At 64.7% G+C, this 16,180-nt stretch carries 15 protein-coding genes; 3 read left to right on the top strand and 12 right to left on the bottom strand.

The genetic code is table 11. The features are described from left to right. Positions 1 to 151 precede the first annotated feature (151 nt). From HZF03_RS12215 to HZF03_RS12190, 6 genes are all read right to left on the bottom strand, one after another. Positions 152 to 877, bottom strand: a complete 726-nt coding sequence (locus HZF03_RS12215; RefSeq protein WP_119018313.1) for a haloacid dehalogenase type II — start codon at positions 875 to 877, stop codon at positions 152 to 154. 65 nt (positions 878 to 942) lie between these two features. Continuing rightward, positions 943 to 1,386 (bottom strand): GNAT family N-acetyltransferase, encoded by a 444-nt coding sequence (locus HZF03_RS12210; protein ID WP_012495978.1) that lies wholly within the window; start codon positions 1,384 to 1,386, stop codon positions 943 to 945. 108 nt (positions 1,387 to 1,494) lie between these two features. Continuing rightward, the gene (gene glpX, locus HZF03_RS12205; protein WP_011158055.1) at positions 1,495 to 2,499 is read right to left on the bottom strand and encodes a class II fructose-bisphosphatase; all 1,005 of its coding nucleotides are present in this window, start codon (positions 2,497 to 2,499) and stop codon (positions 1,495 to 1,497) included. A 62-nt stretch (positions 2,500 to 2,561) separates the two neighbouring features. Continuing rightward, entirely contained in the window at positions 2,562 to 3,887 is a 1,326-nt protein-coding gene (locus HZF03_RS12200; RefSeq protein WP_011158054.1) for a homoserine dehydrogenase, read from the bottom strand. A 78-nt stretch (positions 3,888 to 3,965) separates the two neighbouring features. Next, on the bottom strand, positions 3,966 to 5,186 hold the full coding sequence (locus HZF03_RS12195; RefSeq protein WP_011158053.1) for an LL-diaminopimelate aminotransferase: 1,221 nt from the start codon (positions 5,184 to 5,186) through the stop codon (positions 3,966 to 3,968). A gap of 184 nt (positions 5,187 to 5,370) precedes the next feature. Next, complete coding sequence (locus tag HZF03_RS12190; protein WP_119018312.1) at positions 5,371 to 5,676, bottom strand: hypothetical protein; 306 nt, start codon at positions 5,674 to 5,676, stop codon at positions 5,371 to 5,373. Positions 5,677 to 6,002: 326 nt separating this feature from the next. On the opposite strand from HZF03_RS12190, the gene HZF03_RS12185 reads away from it, so the two are divergent. Further along, on the top strand, positions 6,003 to 7,808 hold the full coding sequence (locus HZF03_RS12185; protein WP_119018311.1) for a PHA/PHB synthase family protein: 1,806 nt from the start codon (positions 6,003 to 6,005) through the stop codon (positions 7,806 to 7,808). Between the two features lie 41 nt (positions 7,809 to 7,849). Here the strand turns inward: HZF03_RS12185 and HZF03_RS12180 are convergent, their stop codons facing one another. From HZF03_RS12180 to HZF03_RS12165, 4 genes are all read right to left on the bottom strand, one after another. Continuing rightward, positions 7,850 to 9,127: an amidase gene (locus HZF03_RS12180; RefSeq protein WP_119018310.1), complete on the bottom strand. Its 1,278-nt coding sequence runs from the start codon at positions 9,125 to 9,127 to the stop codon at positions 7,850 to 7,852. A 70-nt stretch (positions 9,128 to 9,197) separates the two neighbouring features. Further along, complete coding sequence (locus HZF03_RS12175; protein ID WP_234832225.1) at positions 9,198 to 10,082, bottom strand: ABC transporter substrate-binding protein; 885 nt, start codon at positions 10,080 to 10,082, stop codon at positions 9,198 to 9,200. Positions 10,083 to 10,240: 158 nt separating this feature from the next. Next, the gene (locus HZF03_RS12170) at positions 10,241 to 11,119 is read right to left on the bottom strand and encodes an ABC transporter permease (protein WP_119018309.1); all 879 of its coding nucleotides are present in this window, start codon (positions 11,117 to 11,119) and stop codon (positions 10,241 to 10,243) included. Beyond that, complete coding sequence (locus HZF03_RS12165) at positions 11,119 to 11,907, bottom strand: ABC transporter ATP-binding protein (protein ID WP_011158047.1); 789 nt, start codon at positions 11,905 to 11,907, stop codon at positions 11,119 to 11,121. The genes HZF03_RS12170 and HZF03_RS12165 overlap by 1 nt, the downstream gene beginning before the upstream one ends. 310 nt (positions 11,908 to 12,217) lie before the next feature. Here HZF03_RS12165 and HZF03_RS12160 point away from each other — a divergent pair, with 310 nt between their 5' ends. After that, positions 12,218 to 12,916 carry a GntR family transcriptional regulator gene (locus tag HZF03_RS12160; protein WP_119018308.1) on the top strand — a complete coding sequence of 233 codons (699 nt, stop codon included), beginning with the start codon at positions 12,218 to 12,220 and terminating at the stop codon, positions 12,914 to 12,916. 360 nt (positions 12,917 to 13,276) lie between these two features. After that, positions 13,277 to 13,675 carry a RidA family protein gene (locus HZF03_RS12155; RefSeq protein ID WP_119018307.1) on the top strand — a complete coding sequence of 133 codons (399 nt, stop codon included), beginning with the start codon at positions 13,277 to 13,279 and terminating at the stop codon, positions 13,673 to 13,675. A gap of 4 nt (positions 13,676 to 13,679) precedes the next feature. Here HZF03_RS12155 and HZF03_RS12150 read toward each other — a convergent pair whose 3' ends face one another. Next, complete coding sequence (locus HZF03_RS12150) at positions 13,680 to 14,042, bottom strand: hypothetical protein (RefSeq protein WP_011158044.1); 363 nt, start codon at positions 14,040 to 14,042, stop codon at positions 13,680 to 13,682. Between the two features lie 247 nt (positions 14,043 to 14,289). Then, the gene (locus HZF03_RS12145) at positions 14,290 to 16,086 is read right to left on the bottom strand and encodes a B12-binding domain-containing radical SAM protein (RefSeq protein WP_119018306.1); all 1,797 of its coding nucleotides are present in this window, start codon (positions 16,084 to 16,086) and stop codon (positions 14,290 to 14,292) included. Positions 16,087 to 16,180 lie beyond the last annotated feature (94 nt).

Raw genomic sequence — 16,180 nt, 5'->3', positions numbered from 1 at the left:
TAAGCACGAAGCGCCGGAGGCGCAAACCGCCAGGAAGGCTGCCGGAGAAACCCACTGCCCGTCATTGCGAGCGAAGCGAAGCAATCGAGCTCAGTGCACGGAGCTGGATTGCTTCGCTCGCAATGACGGAGAGGATTGACCTTCTCGCGGGTCAGCATCCGAGCTGGTCGGCGATGCCGGCCAGATCGTCCGCCACGATGGTCCAGTCGCCGGTGGCGTCGAAGTCGATCGTCTGCAGCGGACCGTATTCGGTCGGACGCGGGATGAACGCCGTTTTAAGGCCGAGCGCCTGCGCGGCGCGAAGATCGTAATTGTGGGCAGCGACCAGCATGACTTCGCCGGGCTGCAGATTGAGCAGCTTCGCAGCACCGAGATAGTTCTCCGGATCCGGCTTGTAGTGCCGGAAGATGTCGCTGCCGAAAACCATATCCCACGGCAGGCCGGCGTTCTTCGCCATCCGGGTGAGCAGCCCGACATTGCCGTTCGACAGCGGCGCCAGGATGTACTTGGTATGGAGTCGCTCCAGCGCGGCAACGACGCCCGACCACGGCTTCAGCCGATGCCAGCCGGTGACCATGTAGTTGAGATCGTCCTCGGTCAGCCCCTTGATGCCGAACTCGCCGACCAGCCGCTCCAGCGACCGCCGATGCAGTTCGTCGAGGGTCAGGAAGTCGGCTTGCGGATTCTTGCGCACCGCGTCCATCGACGGCACGTAAGCCTGCCGCCAGACGTCGACCAGCTTGGTCCAGTCGCCCTGCAAACCGCGCTGCGCCGCATAGGCCGAAAGATCGTCAATCAGGCTGCTACGCCAGTCGACCACGGTCCCGAACACGTCGAACAGCAGGGCTTTGACGTCTGTCGCATCGGTGGCCGGCATGGCGTTCGTCCCTTGTTGTTCTTCGTCATTGCCAGCGCAGCGATGCAACGACGCGGTCGGGCTGGCTACAAAATCTTCCGATACTGCATGAAGCCGGAATCCTCGGCGATGCGGTCGTACAGCAGACGCGCAGTGGCGTTGCCGGTTTGGGTCAGCCAATGCACGCGGCTGCAGCCGTCGGCCTTCGCGCGCGCGTACACCGCCTCGATCAGCTTGCGGCCGAGGCCGAGCCCACGGGCGGTGTCGGCGACGAACAGGTCCTGCAGATAGCAGTAGTCACCGACCGTCCAGCACGATCGGTGATAGATGAACTGCACGATGCCGGTGAGCTTGCCGTCCACATAGGCGCCGAGCAGATGCATCGGCTCGGCGGGATCGTGAAACCGCCCCCAGGTGACGTCAGACACCTCGGGGGCCAGCGTGGCCTTGTAGAACGCGAGGTAACCGGCCCAAAGCGGCTCCCAGGCGGCCCGCTCGTCGGGGCCGACGGGACGAATCTCGACGGCCATCCGACGTCTCCGTTCTCAAAGCGTCTTCAAGCGAAGTGGGTACCGGTTCGCGTGAAGAAAACGCGTTACAGAAAAACGTAAGTCGAAACCGATGAAATCGGATTCGACTTAATCGAGGTGGAACTTTTCGAGCTGGCGGTGGTCCGCCTTGATGTAGCGCACCGTGCCGGTGACCGACCGCATCACCACGGTCTCGGTCTGGATCACGCCCTTGCGGAACTTGACGCCCGACAGCAGCGAACCGTCGGTGACACCGGTGGCGGCGAACAGGCAGTCACCCTTCACCATGTCCTCGATCTGGTACACGAAGTTCGGATCTTCGATGCCCATCGACTCGGCGCGGTTGCGCTTGGAGTGGGTGTCGAGCAGCAGCCGGCACTGCATCTGACCGCCGATGCAGCGCAGCGCCGCCGCGGCCAGCACGCCTTCCGGCGCACCGCCGGTGCCCATGTAGATGTCGACGCCGGTGTTGTCCGGGTCGGCGCAGTGGATCACGCCGGCAACGTCGCCGTCGGTGATCAGCTGGACGCCGGCGCCGGTGGCGCGGATCTTGGCGATCAGTTCGGCGTGGCGCGGACGGTCCAGCACCAGCACGGTGACGCCGCTCGTCGGCACGCCCTTGGCCTGCGCCAGACGGAGGATGTTGTCTTCCGGCGGCGCATCGATGTCGATCAGGTTCTTTTCGTAACCGGGACCGATCGCGATCTTCTGCATGTAGACGTCGGGCGCATGAAGCAGCGTGCCGCCTTCGGCCATCGCCATGGTGGCGATCGAGCCCGGCATGTTCTTGGCGCACAGCGTGGTGCCTTCGAGCGGGTCGACCGCGATGTCGACCTTCGGACCCGCATTGATGCCCGCGCCGACCTTCTCACCGATGAACAGCATCGGCGCTTCGTCGCGCTCGCCCTCGCCGATCACGATGGTGCCTTCGATCGGCATCTTGTTGAGCTCGCGGCGCATCGCATCGACCGCGGCCTGGTCCGCGCCCTTCTCGTTGCCGTGGCCGCGCAGCCGCGCCGCAGACACCGCGGCGCGCTCGGTCACGCGCACGATCTCCAGGGTCAGGATGCGCTCCAGCAGCAATTGCGGCGGAACGGAAATGGTGGTCGACATCGGCCCAGCTCCTCAAAACAGTGCCCCCGCGCTTGCGGCGGGGGCTGTACGAATGGTCGAACTCAGTTCTTCTCGATCCGGATCACCTGTGGCCGGCCACTGATCACCTTGTCGCGCTGCACCGCCTGCAGGGCGCGGCGCACCGCGTCTTCGGCGGTGGCGTAAGTGATCAGAATCACCGGCACCGGGATCGACGATTTGGCAGCCTTGCCATTGGCATCGAGGCTGCGGTGCGGGTGCCGCTGCACGATCGACTCGATCGAGATGTCCTGCTCGGCAAGCCGCTTGGCGATGGTCGCGGCGGTGCCGGCGTGATCGCGCGCCAGCAGCCGCAAGTAATAGCCGCCTTCATGGCGCTGCATCGGCGCCTTCGCGGTGGCCTTCAGCCCGGCCACCGGCCGGCCGAACGGCACCGCGCGGATGCCGCGGGCGACGTCGGCGATATCCGCCACCACCGCGGATGCGGTCGCGGCGGCACCGGCGCCGGCACCGACCAGCGTGATCGGCGGAATGCCGTCGCCGTCGATCGAGACGGCGTTGGTCACGCCCATCACTTGCGCGATCGACGAGGTTTTCGGTACCATGGTCGGATGCACGCGCTGCTCGATGCCCTTGGCGGTGCGGACCGCCACGCCGAGCAGCTTGACGCGGTAGCCGAGATCATCGGCCGCGCGGAGATCTTCCGGGGTGATCGAGCGGATGCCTTCGACGTAAACCGAGCTCTCGGACACCTTGGTGCCGAACGCGAGGCTGGCCAGGATCGCCAGCTTCTGCGCGGTGTCGTGGCCGTCGATATCGAAGGTCGGATCGGCTTCGGCGTAGCCAAGCCGCTGCGCATCGGCGAGGCAGTCGTCGAACGACAGCCCCTCCTGCTCCATCCGGGTCAGGATGTAGTTACAGGTGCCGTTGAGAATGCCGTAGATGCGATCGATGTCGGTGCCCGCGAGGCCCTCGCGCAGCGTCTTGATCACCGGGATCGCGGCGCCGACGGCGGCTTCGTAGTTCAGCGCCGCATTGTGCTTCTCGGCGAGCGACGCCAGCTTGAGGCCGTGCTTGGCGATCAGCGCCTTGTTGGCGGTGACCACCGCCTTGCCGGCAGCCAGCGCAGCCTCAATCGCCGGGCCGGCGGGATCGCCGGCACCGCCGATCAGCTCGACGAAGCAGTCGACCTCGGGATCGGTGGCGATCGCGAGCGGACTCTTGGCCCATTTGATACCGGAGAGGTCGAGCCCGCGCTTCTTCGCCTTGGAGCGCGCGGTGACCGCGACCACCCGCACGGGGCGGCCGCAACGAGCGGACAAGGTCCGCTCCTGCCGTTCGATGACGCGGACGACTTCGGCACCCACGGTGCCGAGACCCGCAATACCCACTCTGAGTGGCGCGACCATGACGCGCTGACCTGCTACCGGAAACCGGCGTTTCTTGGGGAAGAACCCGGAGGCCGGCGGGCGGCCTCCAATGACGGCCTATCGCTGAGCAGCGAGAGGCACGACGTTGTGCAACGTTTCGACGCCGCTTTCAAGGAAGCGCCGGACGCCGCGCGCCGCTTGGCGGATGCGCTGCTCGTTTTCCACCATCGCGATGCGGACGAAGCCCTCACCGTGTTCGCCGAAGCCGACGCCGGGCGACACCACGACACCGCACTTCTCCACCATCAGGGTGGCGAACTGCATGGAGCCGATCTCGCGGAAGGCCGGCGGCAGCGGCGCCCAGGCGAACATCGAGGCGGACGGCGGCGGGATCTCCCAGCCGGCGCGGCCGAAGCTCTCGACCAGGATGTCGCGGCGCTTCTTGTAGGTCTCGCGCATTTCCTTGATGCAGTCGTCGGGGCCGTTCAGCGCCGCGGTGGCGGCGACCTGGACCGGGGTGAACGCGCCGTAATCGAGATACGACTTCACGCGGGCCAGAGCGGCGATGATGCGCTCGTTGCCGACCGCAAAACCCATCCGCCAGCCGGCCATCGAGAACGTCTTCGACATCGAGGTGAACTCGACGGTGACGTCCATCGCGCCCGGCACCTGCAGCACCGACGGCGGCGGATTGTTGTCGTCGAAATAGACTTCGGCGTAGGCCAGATCCGACAGGATCATGATCTCGTGCTTCTTCGCGAACGCCACCAGGTCCTTGTAGAAGTCGAGGCTGGCCACATAGGCGGTCGGGTTCGACGGATAGCAGGCGATCAGCGCGATCGGCTTGGGGATCGAATGGATGATCGCCCGCTCGGCCGCGGCGAAGAAATCCGGGGTCGGCTCGGACGGCACCGAGCGGATCACGCCGCCCGCCATCAGGAAGCCGAAGGCGTGGATCGGATAGCTCGGATTGGGGCACAGCACGACGTCGCCGGGGGCGGTGATCGCCTGGGCGACGTTGGCGAAGCCTTCCTTGGAGCCGAGCGTCGCGACCACCTGGGTGTCGGGGTTCAGCTTCACGCCGAAGCGGCGGTCGTAATACGCGGCCTGGGCCCTGCGGAGACCGGTGATACCGCGCGAGGCGGAGTAGCGGTCGGTGCGGGGCTTGCCGAGAGTGTCCTTCAGCTTCTCCAGGACGTGCGGCGGCGCCGGCAGGTCCGGATTGCCCATCCCGAGATCGATGATGTCGGCGCCGGCGTTGCGCGCGGCGGCCTTGGCCCGGTTGACCTGCTCGAACACGTAGGGCGGCAAGCGGCGGATGCGGTAGAATTCTTCCATGGTCCTCGACTCCGGGTAACGGTGGGATCGTTACCGCGTTCTTGATCGGAGGGGAATCCGATAAACGTGCAGCAACGCCCTGATTCGTTCGAATTTGCGGCTGTTTGCGACAAGGCTGACATGCAGCCCGCTCGCGATCGTCACCTGCCCCGGCGGCGGGTCGTCGATGGCGGCGTCGGTCCGGCTATCTCGACGCCGCCGTTCTGGCGGCCGCGGTGCCCGCGGCCGGCGCGGCAGCACCGGCATTCGCGTTCGCTTGGCGTTCGCGGGCAGCGATCAATTCCTGCTCGATCTTATTGCGCTCGGACGGCGCCAGCACCGCTTCCTCGCGATTGGCGGGCAGATCATTCACGGCCGGAAAAGCATCGGCTTCCTTGGGCTTGGCGGGAGTATCGCTGCTGCCGAGCAGCGGCATGTCCGACAGCGAGACCGAGCAGCCGCCGAGCGCGCAGCCGGCGATGACCAGCGCGACTGCCACAGCAGCCCGCATGCCGGGTCCCGTCCGTCCACCCGTGCCTGCCACTCGCATCACCCTGCTTGCCTTCACGCGGCCCCGCCTTCCCGATCGTCGCCGCTCGCAACAATCGTCGCACTCGAGGATTAAACCTTAGCTCATTTCGCCTCGAACCGGCCAGCGCCGATCGGCGACATTAACCGACCCGACCGTCTCAGTGGGATGCCAATGTGGCTAAATCAAGCGCAATTTGTCGCACTGCAGCACATCGAAATCAGCGACGTTTACCGAACTATGCCATCATCGGGGGGCGCGACGACAAATCTCAGCGGATTTTCTGCACCGGACTGTAGTGTTGATTCATGACCGACATGCTCGCAGAACCCCAGGCGGCCCCGAAGTTCGATCCTGATGCGTTCGCCCGCAATCTGGCGCAGGCGATCGAGACCGGTAGCCAAGCCCTTGCGACGATGATGAAGTCGCAGAACGGTGCCGTGCCACCGGACGGTCATCCGCCCGCCGGTCTGACCGAAATGGTGAAGAGCTTCTCGAGCGTCGCCAATTACTGGCTGTCCGACCAGGCCCGTTCTCATGAGCTGCAGCAGCGGCTCGGCAAGTCGTATCTCGAACTCTGGGGCGCGGCCTCCAAGCGCCTCGCCGGCGAACAGGCCGAGCCGGCGATTGCCCCCTCGCCGCGCGACAAGCGGTTCGCCTCGCCGGAATGGAAGGCCAACGCGTTCTACGATTTCCTGATGCAGGCCTACCTGCTGACCACGCAGTGGGCGGACGAGCTGGTCAAGAACGCCGAGATCGACCCGCACACCAAGCGCAAGGCCGCGTTCTACGTCCAGCAGCTCACCACCGCGCTGGCGCCCTCCAACTTCGTGATGACCAATCCGGAGCTGACGCGCCAGACGCTGGAGGCCAGCGGCGATAATCTGGTTCGCGGCATGAAGATGCTGGCCGACGACATCCAGTCCGGCCGCGGCCATCTGAAAATCCGGCAGTCCGATCCGGCCGGGCTCGAGGTCGGCGTCAACATGGCGGTCACCCCGGGCAAGGTGATCTTCCAGAACGAGATCATGCAGCTCATCCAGTATGAGCCCGCCACCGAGACGGTGCAGCGAACGCCGCTGCTGATCGTGCCGCCGTGGATCAACAAGTACTACATTCTCGACCTCAAGCCCGAGAAATCGTTCATCAAATGGTGCGTCGACCAGGGCCTCACCGTGTTCGTGATCTCCTGGGTCAACCCGGACAAGAGCCTGGCCGACAAGGATTTCGCCGACTACATGAAGCTCGGCCCGCTGACCGCGATGGACGTGGTCGAGAAGGTCACCGGCGAGATGAAGGTCCACACGCTGGGCTACTGCGTCGGCGGCACCCTGCTCGCCTCGACGCTGGCCTGGCTCGCCGAGCGCCGCCGGGTGCGCGTCACCTCGGCGACCTTCCTCACCACGCAGGTCGACTTCACCCATGCCGGCGACCTGATGGTGTTCGTCGACGAGGAGCAGATTTCCGCGGTCGAACGCGAGATGAAGGTCACCGGCGTGCTCGAAGGCGCCAAGATGGCGATGGCCTTCAACATGCTGCGGCCGAACGACCTGATCTGGTCCTACGTCGTCAACAACTACCTGAAGGGCCAGCCGCCGCAGGCGTTCGACCTGCTGCACTGGAATTCCGACGCCACCCGGATGCCGGCGGCGAACCACTCCTACTACCTGCGCAACTGCTATCTCGACAACAAGCTGTCGGCCGGCACCATGGTGCTGGACAACACCACGCTGGACCTCACCAAGGTCAAGGTGCCGATCTACAACCTCGCCACCCGGGAAGACCACATCGCGCCGGCGGAGTCGGTGCTGTACGGCTCGCAGTTCTTCGGCGGTCCGGTGAAATTCGTACTGTCCGGCTCCGGCCACATCGCCGGCGTGATCAATCCGCCGGCGGCGAACAAGTACCAATTCTGGACCAACCCCGACATCTTCGCCGGCTCGGTCGCCAATTGGCTGAACGGCGCCGAAGAGCACAAGGGGTCGTGGTGGCCGGATTGGCGCGGCTGGATCGGCCAGTTCGACGACGAACAAGTCCCCGCCCGTGCCATCGGCAACGAAGCCTACCCGCCGCTGGAAGATGCGCCGGGCAGCTACGTTAAAGTGCGATCCTGAAAGACGCGCGGCGGCGAAGCAGCGGCCGCACGTCGCTCGAGTCAGTTCGCCAGCGCGGCCTCGACAACCCGCGCGGTGCGCAGCAGCTTGGCGTCCTCGCCAAATCCGCCGATCACCTGCAGGCCGAGCGGCAGGCCGCGAGCCGAGCGGGCGATCGGCATCGTCAGCGCCGGCACGCCCAGCATGGTCCACAGCGCGCAGAAGCTGGCGTCTCCGGTATAGGCCAATCCTTCTGGAGCCTCGCCGGGCGCCGGCACGGTGAGGATGCCGTCGAGACCGCTGAGATGCTGCGGAAACTCCTGCTGCAGCGAGGCCTGCAACTGGCGGGCTTCGATGTAGCGCGGCGCGCTGATCGCGTTGCCGGCAGCCACCAATTCCTTGAGCTGCGGGCTGGTCAAATCGGAGTGTTGCGTCACCAGCCCATTGAAGATCGCGGCCGCCTCCGCCGCCAGAATGATCTCCGCGGCTTCGAAGCCCTTCCAATAGCGGTCGGGAAGCTCCAGCGGCACGATCGTGGCGCCCCCGCGCCGTAACGTCTCCAGCGCAGCCTCGAACGCCTGGTTCTGCTCGGCACTGACCCGATCCCAGATCGGCGGGCGAACCACACCGAGCCGTAGTGACGAAACGGCAGGAAGCACGTCGCCTGCGACGGCTTGGGCTGCCGCCCCCGCCTCGGCCCCATCGGCCAGCAGGCCGAATGCGAACGCCGCGTCCTCCACCGACCGCGTCAAAAATCCGACGTGATCGAGCGATTGCGCCAAGGGGTGAACGCCGTCGCGCACAATCGCGCCGAAGCTCGGCTTGAAGCCGACGATGCCGCAATACGCAGCGGGGCGTACCACCGAACCGACCGTCTGGGTGCCGAGCGCCATCGGCACGATACCGGCCGCCACCGCGGCGGCCGACCCGCTCGACGAGCCGCCGGGCGTGTGCTGCGGATTGTTGGGATTGACCGTGGGCCCAGGGCAGCGCCAGGCGAATTCGGTGCTCACCGTTTTGCCGAACACGATGCCGCCGAGCTGTTTGATGCGCGCCACGATCGGGGCGTCCTGATCCGGAACGTGATCGGCATAGACCCGCGATCCGTTGGTCGTGCGGATGCCGGCGGTGGCGATGATGTCCTTGATGCCGATCGGGATGCCGGCCAGCGGTCCCTCACCGCCCGTCAGCTGTTCTCCTGGCAGCCGATCACAGAACGCCTTCAGCCAGGGCTCGACCTCGTCGGCGCGCTCAGTGCAACTGGCAATGTAGTCGGCGGGGCTCAACGTTCCGTCACGGAACGCGCGATGGACTGCGAGCAGTCCCAACGGATACGACATGGTGGAGATGGTCCTCGACTTGAGAAGACAACGCCGGCGACCGTCTCGGATCGCCGGCGTTTCGGCCTGGTTACTTCAGCGCGAGTGCCGGCTTGACGTAGTCCTGGATGACGAAATCCTCGTACTTCGGCGCCTGCTTCAGATTGCCGAGCGCGATCTGTGTCTGCATCGCGGTCTCATAGGCCTGCTGCGTCGTCTGTACGCTGCTCGGGTAGACGTTCTCGGCGATCATCCGCCGCACCGCCGCCTCGACGATCTTCGGATCGAGAGTCGGGAATTCCTTCTGGGCGATCGAGACCGCTTCATCCGGGTTGTTCTTCATGAAGCGCAGCGCCAGCTCCATCGCATTGACGACCGCCTGCGCGTCCTTCGGATCGACGTTCTTCCGCGCGGTGATCGACGAGAACGCATACGGACCGTAAGCCTTCGGGAAGCCGATCGCCACCTTCATGCCCTTCGCCACCACCTGATCCAGGCCGGGCTCGTACAGCACCGCCACCTTGGCCTGTCCGCCGAGGAACGGGCCCGGCTCGGAGCCGATCTGCACCTGCAGCAGATCGACGTCAGAGTCCGGCTTCAAGCCGTTGTCCTTCAGCAGCTTCATGAACAACGACGTGCTGGTGGTCGGCATCAGGCCTGCGACAACCTTCTGCCCCTTCAGGTCCTGAAGCGTGTCGTACTTGAAGTCCGGCGTCGTAGCGACCCACACCGCGGCGCCGTTCACGACGTTGCAGATGATGCCGACATCGGCGCCCTTCGAATTGGCGATCGCGGTCCACTCCGGACCGTGGATCGAGAATGCCGCACTGCCGGACAAAACAGCGGACAACGCGGTGGTCGGCGAACCGGCGGTCTCCTTGTCGACGTCGAGGCCCTGCTGCTTGAAGAAGCCCTTATCCAGCGCGACGTAGAACGGCAGGTAGAGCATGGACTGGAAGGCTTGAGAGATCTTCACCTGCTTCGCCATCGCAGCGGTGGGAACCGCCGTCGACACCGCTAACGAGGCCACGAGGGTGGCTGCACCGACGAGTCTTCCGATCGAACGCATAAGGTTTCAGCTCCGAGGTTGTGTGAAGTGTGTGAAGGATGTCGTGAGAGTTCGTATGGCCGGATCTAGGCCTGGATCCGGACGTGTCCGGTGTCCTGCTTCCAAGGCAGCAGGTAGCGCTCGAGTGCATCGATCGCGTGGTAGAGCACGAAGCCCATGAACATCAGGACGAACAGGCCGACCCAGACCGAGTTGAGGTCGTAGAGGCTCGACGCGTTGTAAACGAGATGGCCGAGGCCGCGCTTGGAGGAGATGAACTCTCCGACCACCGCACCGACCAGAGCGAAGCCGATATTGATCCGGAACGTCGCGATGATCGCCGGCAGCGACGACGGAACGACCACGCTGTAGAAGATCTGGTGCTTGGAGCCGCCCATCGACAGCATCAGCGACTGCAGATCCTTATCGCTGTCTTTGGCGGCCTGATATGCCGCGATCAGCGCGACCAGCGCCGTCATCGACACCACCAGCACGACCTTCGACAACAGACCGGTGCCGAACCACAGCAGGATCACCGGTGCGAGCGCAATCTTCGGAACGCTGTTGAGCGCCACGATGAACGGCTCGACCATCCGTGCGACGAAGATCGAGTACCACATCGCCAGACCGAGAACTGAACCGACGATGGTGCCGACGACGAAGCCGATCAGCGCCTCGTACAGCGTGTAGCCGCTGTCGACGAATAGCGATCCGTCGAGCAACTGCGTCTCGAACCGCGCCCAGATTCCGGACGGCTTGCCGACCAGGAACTCCGAGATCCAGCCCATGCGGACTCCAAGCTCCCACAGCAGGAAGAACGCGACCACCGCAAGCGCCTGCAGCGCGGTGCGACCGAGATGCGTGTCGAACGTGACGACCAGACGCTGGGTCAGGCTGATCGTTTCGCGATTGGGCCGGATGGCAGTGCCGCTGGCGCGGGATGCGACGTCTGTTGCGCTGGTCATCAGTTGGACTTCACTTTCCGGGTTTGAATATCGAGCTCGCCGCAAAGCATGTGGAAATAGTCGGAGAACCGGTGATCGCTGCGCGCCTCGACCGGCCCGGTGCGCTCGATGTCGATGTGATGGACGTTCTTGACCCGCGTCGGCCGCCCGCTCAACGCCACCACACGCTTGGACAAGGCGACGGCTTCATCGACGTCGTGGGTGATCAGAATGACGGTCTTATTGAAGGTCTCCACCGCCTCCATCAGCACGCCTTCGAGGTACAGGCGCGTCTGGTAGTCGAGCGCTGAGAACGGCTCGTCGAGCAGCAGGATGTCGGGATCCATGATCAGCGTCCGGATCAGCGCCACGCGCTGGCGCATGCCGCCGGACAGCGTCTTGGGATAGGCCTTTTCGAATCCAGACAGACCGAAGGTCGACAGATACTCGCGCGCCGTGTCGAGCGCTTCGGCATCGGCGACGCCGCGCACACGGAGGCCGAGCAGCACGTTCTCCAGCACCGTCCGCCAGGGGAACAGCAGATCCTTCTGCATCATGTAGCCGATGCGGCCGCGCAGACTGCTGACCTGCTCGCCGCGATAGATCAGGCTTCCGCTGTCGGCGTTCAGGAGTCCCGCGATCACGTTGAAGATCGTGGTCTTGCCGCAACCGCTCGGCCCGATGATGCTGACGAAATCGCGCTCGTAGATGTCGAAAGATAGTCCGTCGAGAACCGGCACGGCGCCGCCCTTTCCGGGAAACACCTTCCGAACGTCTCGAACACTGAGTTGGATCTGCGGCTCTGCCATCGATTTGCTCCTTTGCGAATGTTTTGCAAAGGCCATGCCAGCGCATCGACCAAAGTCGCAGAACGCCAAATACCGCTGTGGCGCAGGTGATTAGCGGATGCACACCGGCGCGCGCGGCAGACGCCGATGCCGTGCCCCGCACCGTCCGGCTGCTCAAATGCATTGTGCATTGTGCACACCAAAGCGGCACTGGTTCGCGCGCAACCTGTGATATTCGAGATTGAAACGACGACGTGCTCGCGCCCGATGCGAAGCCTGCCCCGGCAACGTAGCGATCGCGGCGAGCGACCGGCAATCGGGGGAGCGAACGATGCGGAAACGTGGACAGCCCACGACAGTCCGTCAGCATGTCCTGCTCGATCTGCGGACCAAGATTCTCCAGGGGCGCTACCCGGCCGGGACGCGTCTTCGCCAGGAGGAGATCGCGCGGCAGCTCGACGTCAGCACCACACCGGTGCGCGAGGCGTTTCGAGATCTGCTGTCCGAAGGACTCATCTCACTCGATGCAAGGCGCGGCGCCGTCGTTCGGGGACTGACCCTCGATGATGTGCAGGAAATCTACCAGATGCGGATGCGGCTGGAGCCGCTGTTGGCCGCCCGCACCTTCGACCGCGTCACCGAGGACGATCTGGCGCACGCCGAGGCCTGCCATCGCAAGATGTGCGGCAAGGTGTCGGCGCAGAGCTGGGCCGGGCTCAACGAGGAGTTTCATGCCGCTCTGACCGGCAACACCAACAGCGGCCGCCTCGGCAGCTTGGTCTATAACCTCGCCCATGCGGCCTCGCCTTATGTGGTGCTGTCGCTGTTCGCCGATCCGGATATCCGCGACATGAACAATCGCGACCACGCCGAACTGCTGGCGCTCTATCAAAGCCGCGACCGCGACGGCGTGGTGGCCACCACCGAGCGCCATTTGGCGCAGACGCTGCGACTGATCGAACAGGAGGCGCAACTGAAGACGGCGCCCTCTCCGGCAGACGACAGCGAATTGCTCTCCGCTGCACCCTGACGCCGAGAGGCAAAAGACCGGAGTTAGGCCCGCCGACAACCATGCCGGCAGCAGCGTGAAGCACGCGGGGCCGGTGGTGATGTCGGTGCCCAATTGATAATCGCTGCGACCGACCGCGGCGTTAGCGGGGCGATGCTGTTCGAGGATACGCCGGCTAGCTACGTCCTAGCTACGTCGAGGTGACGTCCTAGGGCCGACGATTGTTTCGGAGAGCTTCGAGCGAAGTCAATCCCTACACGCGATGCGTCGAGGATGTTTCGATCGCGCCGTCGACCTGCCTGCGCGGGCCGTGTTGTCGCACCCCTATGGAAAGATCATCGGTACGATCCACCTGCTCCTGGTCCGAAGCAGGAGACAGGAATGTCGAAATCCGAGGTGATCTTTCCCGCCGGCCGTCAGGCTCTCTACGACAAGCATCGCTACTCCGCCGCGATCCGTTCCGGCGATCTGTTGTTCGTGTCAGGACAGGTCGGCAGCCGCGAGGACGGCTCGCCTGAACCTCAGTTCGAGGCACAGGTTCAGCTCGCCTTCGATAATCTGGCCTCCGTCCTGAAGGCTGCCGGCTGCACATTTGCCGATATCGTCGACGTCACCTCGTTTCACACCGATCCGGCAACGCAGCTGGACACCGTCCTGGCTGTGAAGAATCGAGCCTTCCCGCAGGAGCCTTATCCCAATTGGACGGCTGTCGGAGTGACGTGGCTCGCAGGCTTCGACTTCGAGATCAAGGTGATTGCGCGGATCCCGACTGGCACCTGATGGTTCAGGTCCCCGACACCCAGGCCAGCAGCAGCGCGAAACCGGCGAGACCGACGGTGACGTGCGTGCCGAGCAGGACGTTAGCACCGACCGGCGAGCGCCGCGCCAGCGCGGCGATGAAGCCGGAGAAGGCCGATACCGCGAACAGACCGGCCGCGATCTTGCCGAAAGAGACGCTATCCGTCGTCGCAGCTCCATCGGGGGTGCCGTGCAGCAGCATGACGAGGGTCTCGAGCCCGCCAAAGCCGAGCAGCATGTGCAGCGCCACCAGTCCCTGCTTGCGGTCGCCGCGCAAATAGAGCAACCCGAGATACAACCCCAACGCCGTCGCCGCGCTGAGGATCACCAGCACTGGAGCCACCGTCATTCCGCCTCCGAAGCCGTTCGAGAACAACGGATTGATTAAAGCATGACGGCGGGAACTTGAGAACAGATCCGAAAGCGTCGCCGCGCCGTCATTCCGGGGCACGCGCGTAGCGCGTGAACCCGGAATCCCAAGGTGCTTGTGCACGGCACCCGCCGCGCGCTTCGCGGCATCTTCCTTGGCGATAACCGCGAGATTCCGGGTTCGCGCTCGCGCGCGCCCCGGAATGACGGGGACAAGCAGCAGTCGCCTACGCCACCGACTTGGCGTGGGTGAGCTGGTTGATTTTGCGGATGTGCTCCACCGCGTCCTGCGCGGCCTGGGTGTGAGTGAACAGCTCCAGCTCCTCGACCTCGTGGTCGCCGACCGGGGTGATCGCGGTGTCGGTGTAGCTCAGCCGGTTGGGGTCGCTGCGGATCTTGCGGCGCAGGCCGTCGATCCAGAACCAGTGCCGGACGTTCTGCACCAGCTTGCGGGCCCCCTCGGCGATCAGCTTCGGATAGAACACCAGCGCCGGCTCGACCGGCAGTGACGGGCGGCGATCCAGCCGATACTTCAGCCGGATGATGCCACCCTGCAGCGGGTGCACCTTCTCGATCCGGACCATCGACGAGAACAGGAAGATCATCGACGCCAACCGTGACACACCGACACCGGTCGCGGCGGCGCGGCGCATCATCCGCTCGATGTGCTCGGCCGAATAGTACAGCTCCCAAGCCTTGAGATACGCGCCCTGCCACTCCTGTCGGCTCATCTTCGGATGCGGCGTGACCACGTGTTCGATGTCGAACCGGTTGAGATCGCTGTCCATCGCCACGCCCTGATTGAACAGACGCTGGTGATCCTCGGAGCCCGGCAACGGCGTCAGACAGAAGAACTCGAGGATGTCGAGCGGCAGCTCCTTCTGGATGATCGCGATGTCCTCGGCGATGCTCTCCAGCGTGTCATGCGGGAAGCCGAGGATGTAGCCCGCATAGGTGATCACCCCGGCCTTCTTCCAGGCCAGCAGCATCTGCCGATATTCGGTGATCTTGTTCTGACGCTTCTTGGCCGAGGCGAGATTCTGCGGATTGATACTCTCCAGCCCCAGGAAGGTGCGGACCACGCCGGCAGCCCGCGCCTTCTCGATGAAACCATCGATCTTGTGGCACAGCGTGTCGACCTGGATGACCAGCTTGATGTCTTTCTGCCCGGTCGCAGCAAATTCGCGGCGCAGTGCAGCGAGCCGATCCAGGATGACCTCCCAGTCCTTGTTGCGGGCGAAGTTGTCGTCCGTCATGAAGAACCAGTTGACGCCCTGCGCCATGTTGGCGCGCACCAGCCGCTCGATATCATCGGCGCTGCGGCCGCGCGATTTGCGGCCCTGGACATTGATGATGGTGCAGAACGAGCACTGATACGGACAGCCGCGGCCGGCATCGAACGAGGTCTGCAGGCTGAAGGTGCCCTTGAGGAATTTGCGCGGCAGCACCGGCGTCGGCACGCCCTCCAGGCACGGCAGGTCGTTCAGGTAGTTGTATAGCGGCTTCAGCGCGCCGCCGGCGGCGTCGCGCAGCAGCTCGTCGCAGCGCCCCTCGAGCTCGCCGGCATACAAAGTGACGCCAAGGTCGAGCGCTTCCTGCAGATCCGGCTGGATCCCGGGAAGCATCGCGATGCAACCGGAGACATGGAAGCCACCGATCGCCACCGGCACGCCAGCGGCCCGCAGCGGACGCGCGATATCGATCGCGCGCGGGAACTGATTGGACTGCACCCCGACGATGAACACCAGACCGAAAAAGTCGTGGGCCCTGAACCGCTCGATAATCTGCGGAATACGCGTACGGGTATTGATCTCGTCGGCAGCGGTAATGTCGATCTCGACGTCGCCCAGCACGCGGCGCTGCCGGGCATCCTCCACCAGGCTGTAAACCACCGCCAGAGAGTTGGAGGGAATGAAAGACCTGAACCACTGAATGACGTAGCCGTCGTCGTCGTAGTGCGACGGTTTGATCAGTGCGATTTGGAACCGCTTCGACGGCCGCGCCGCCGGTTGCACACTCGCCATTGCCGCCCTCACCTGCTCTCGCAGCCGAAAACGAACCCGCCTTCGGCCTCCCGCTTGGAGCTTGGCTCAGGTCGCCGGGCGCTGGCAAGGACGC

It is taken from the genome of Rhodopseudomonas palustris, assembly GCF_013415845.1.
Taxonomy (GTDB): domain Bacteria; phylum Pseudomonadota; class Alphaproteobacteria; order Rhizobiales; family Xanthobacteraceae; genus Rhodopseudomonas; species Rhodopseudomonas palustris_F.
The sequence above is the reverse complement of the archived record's forward strand: the minus strand, read 5'-3'. Positions and strand labels throughout refer to the sequence as shown.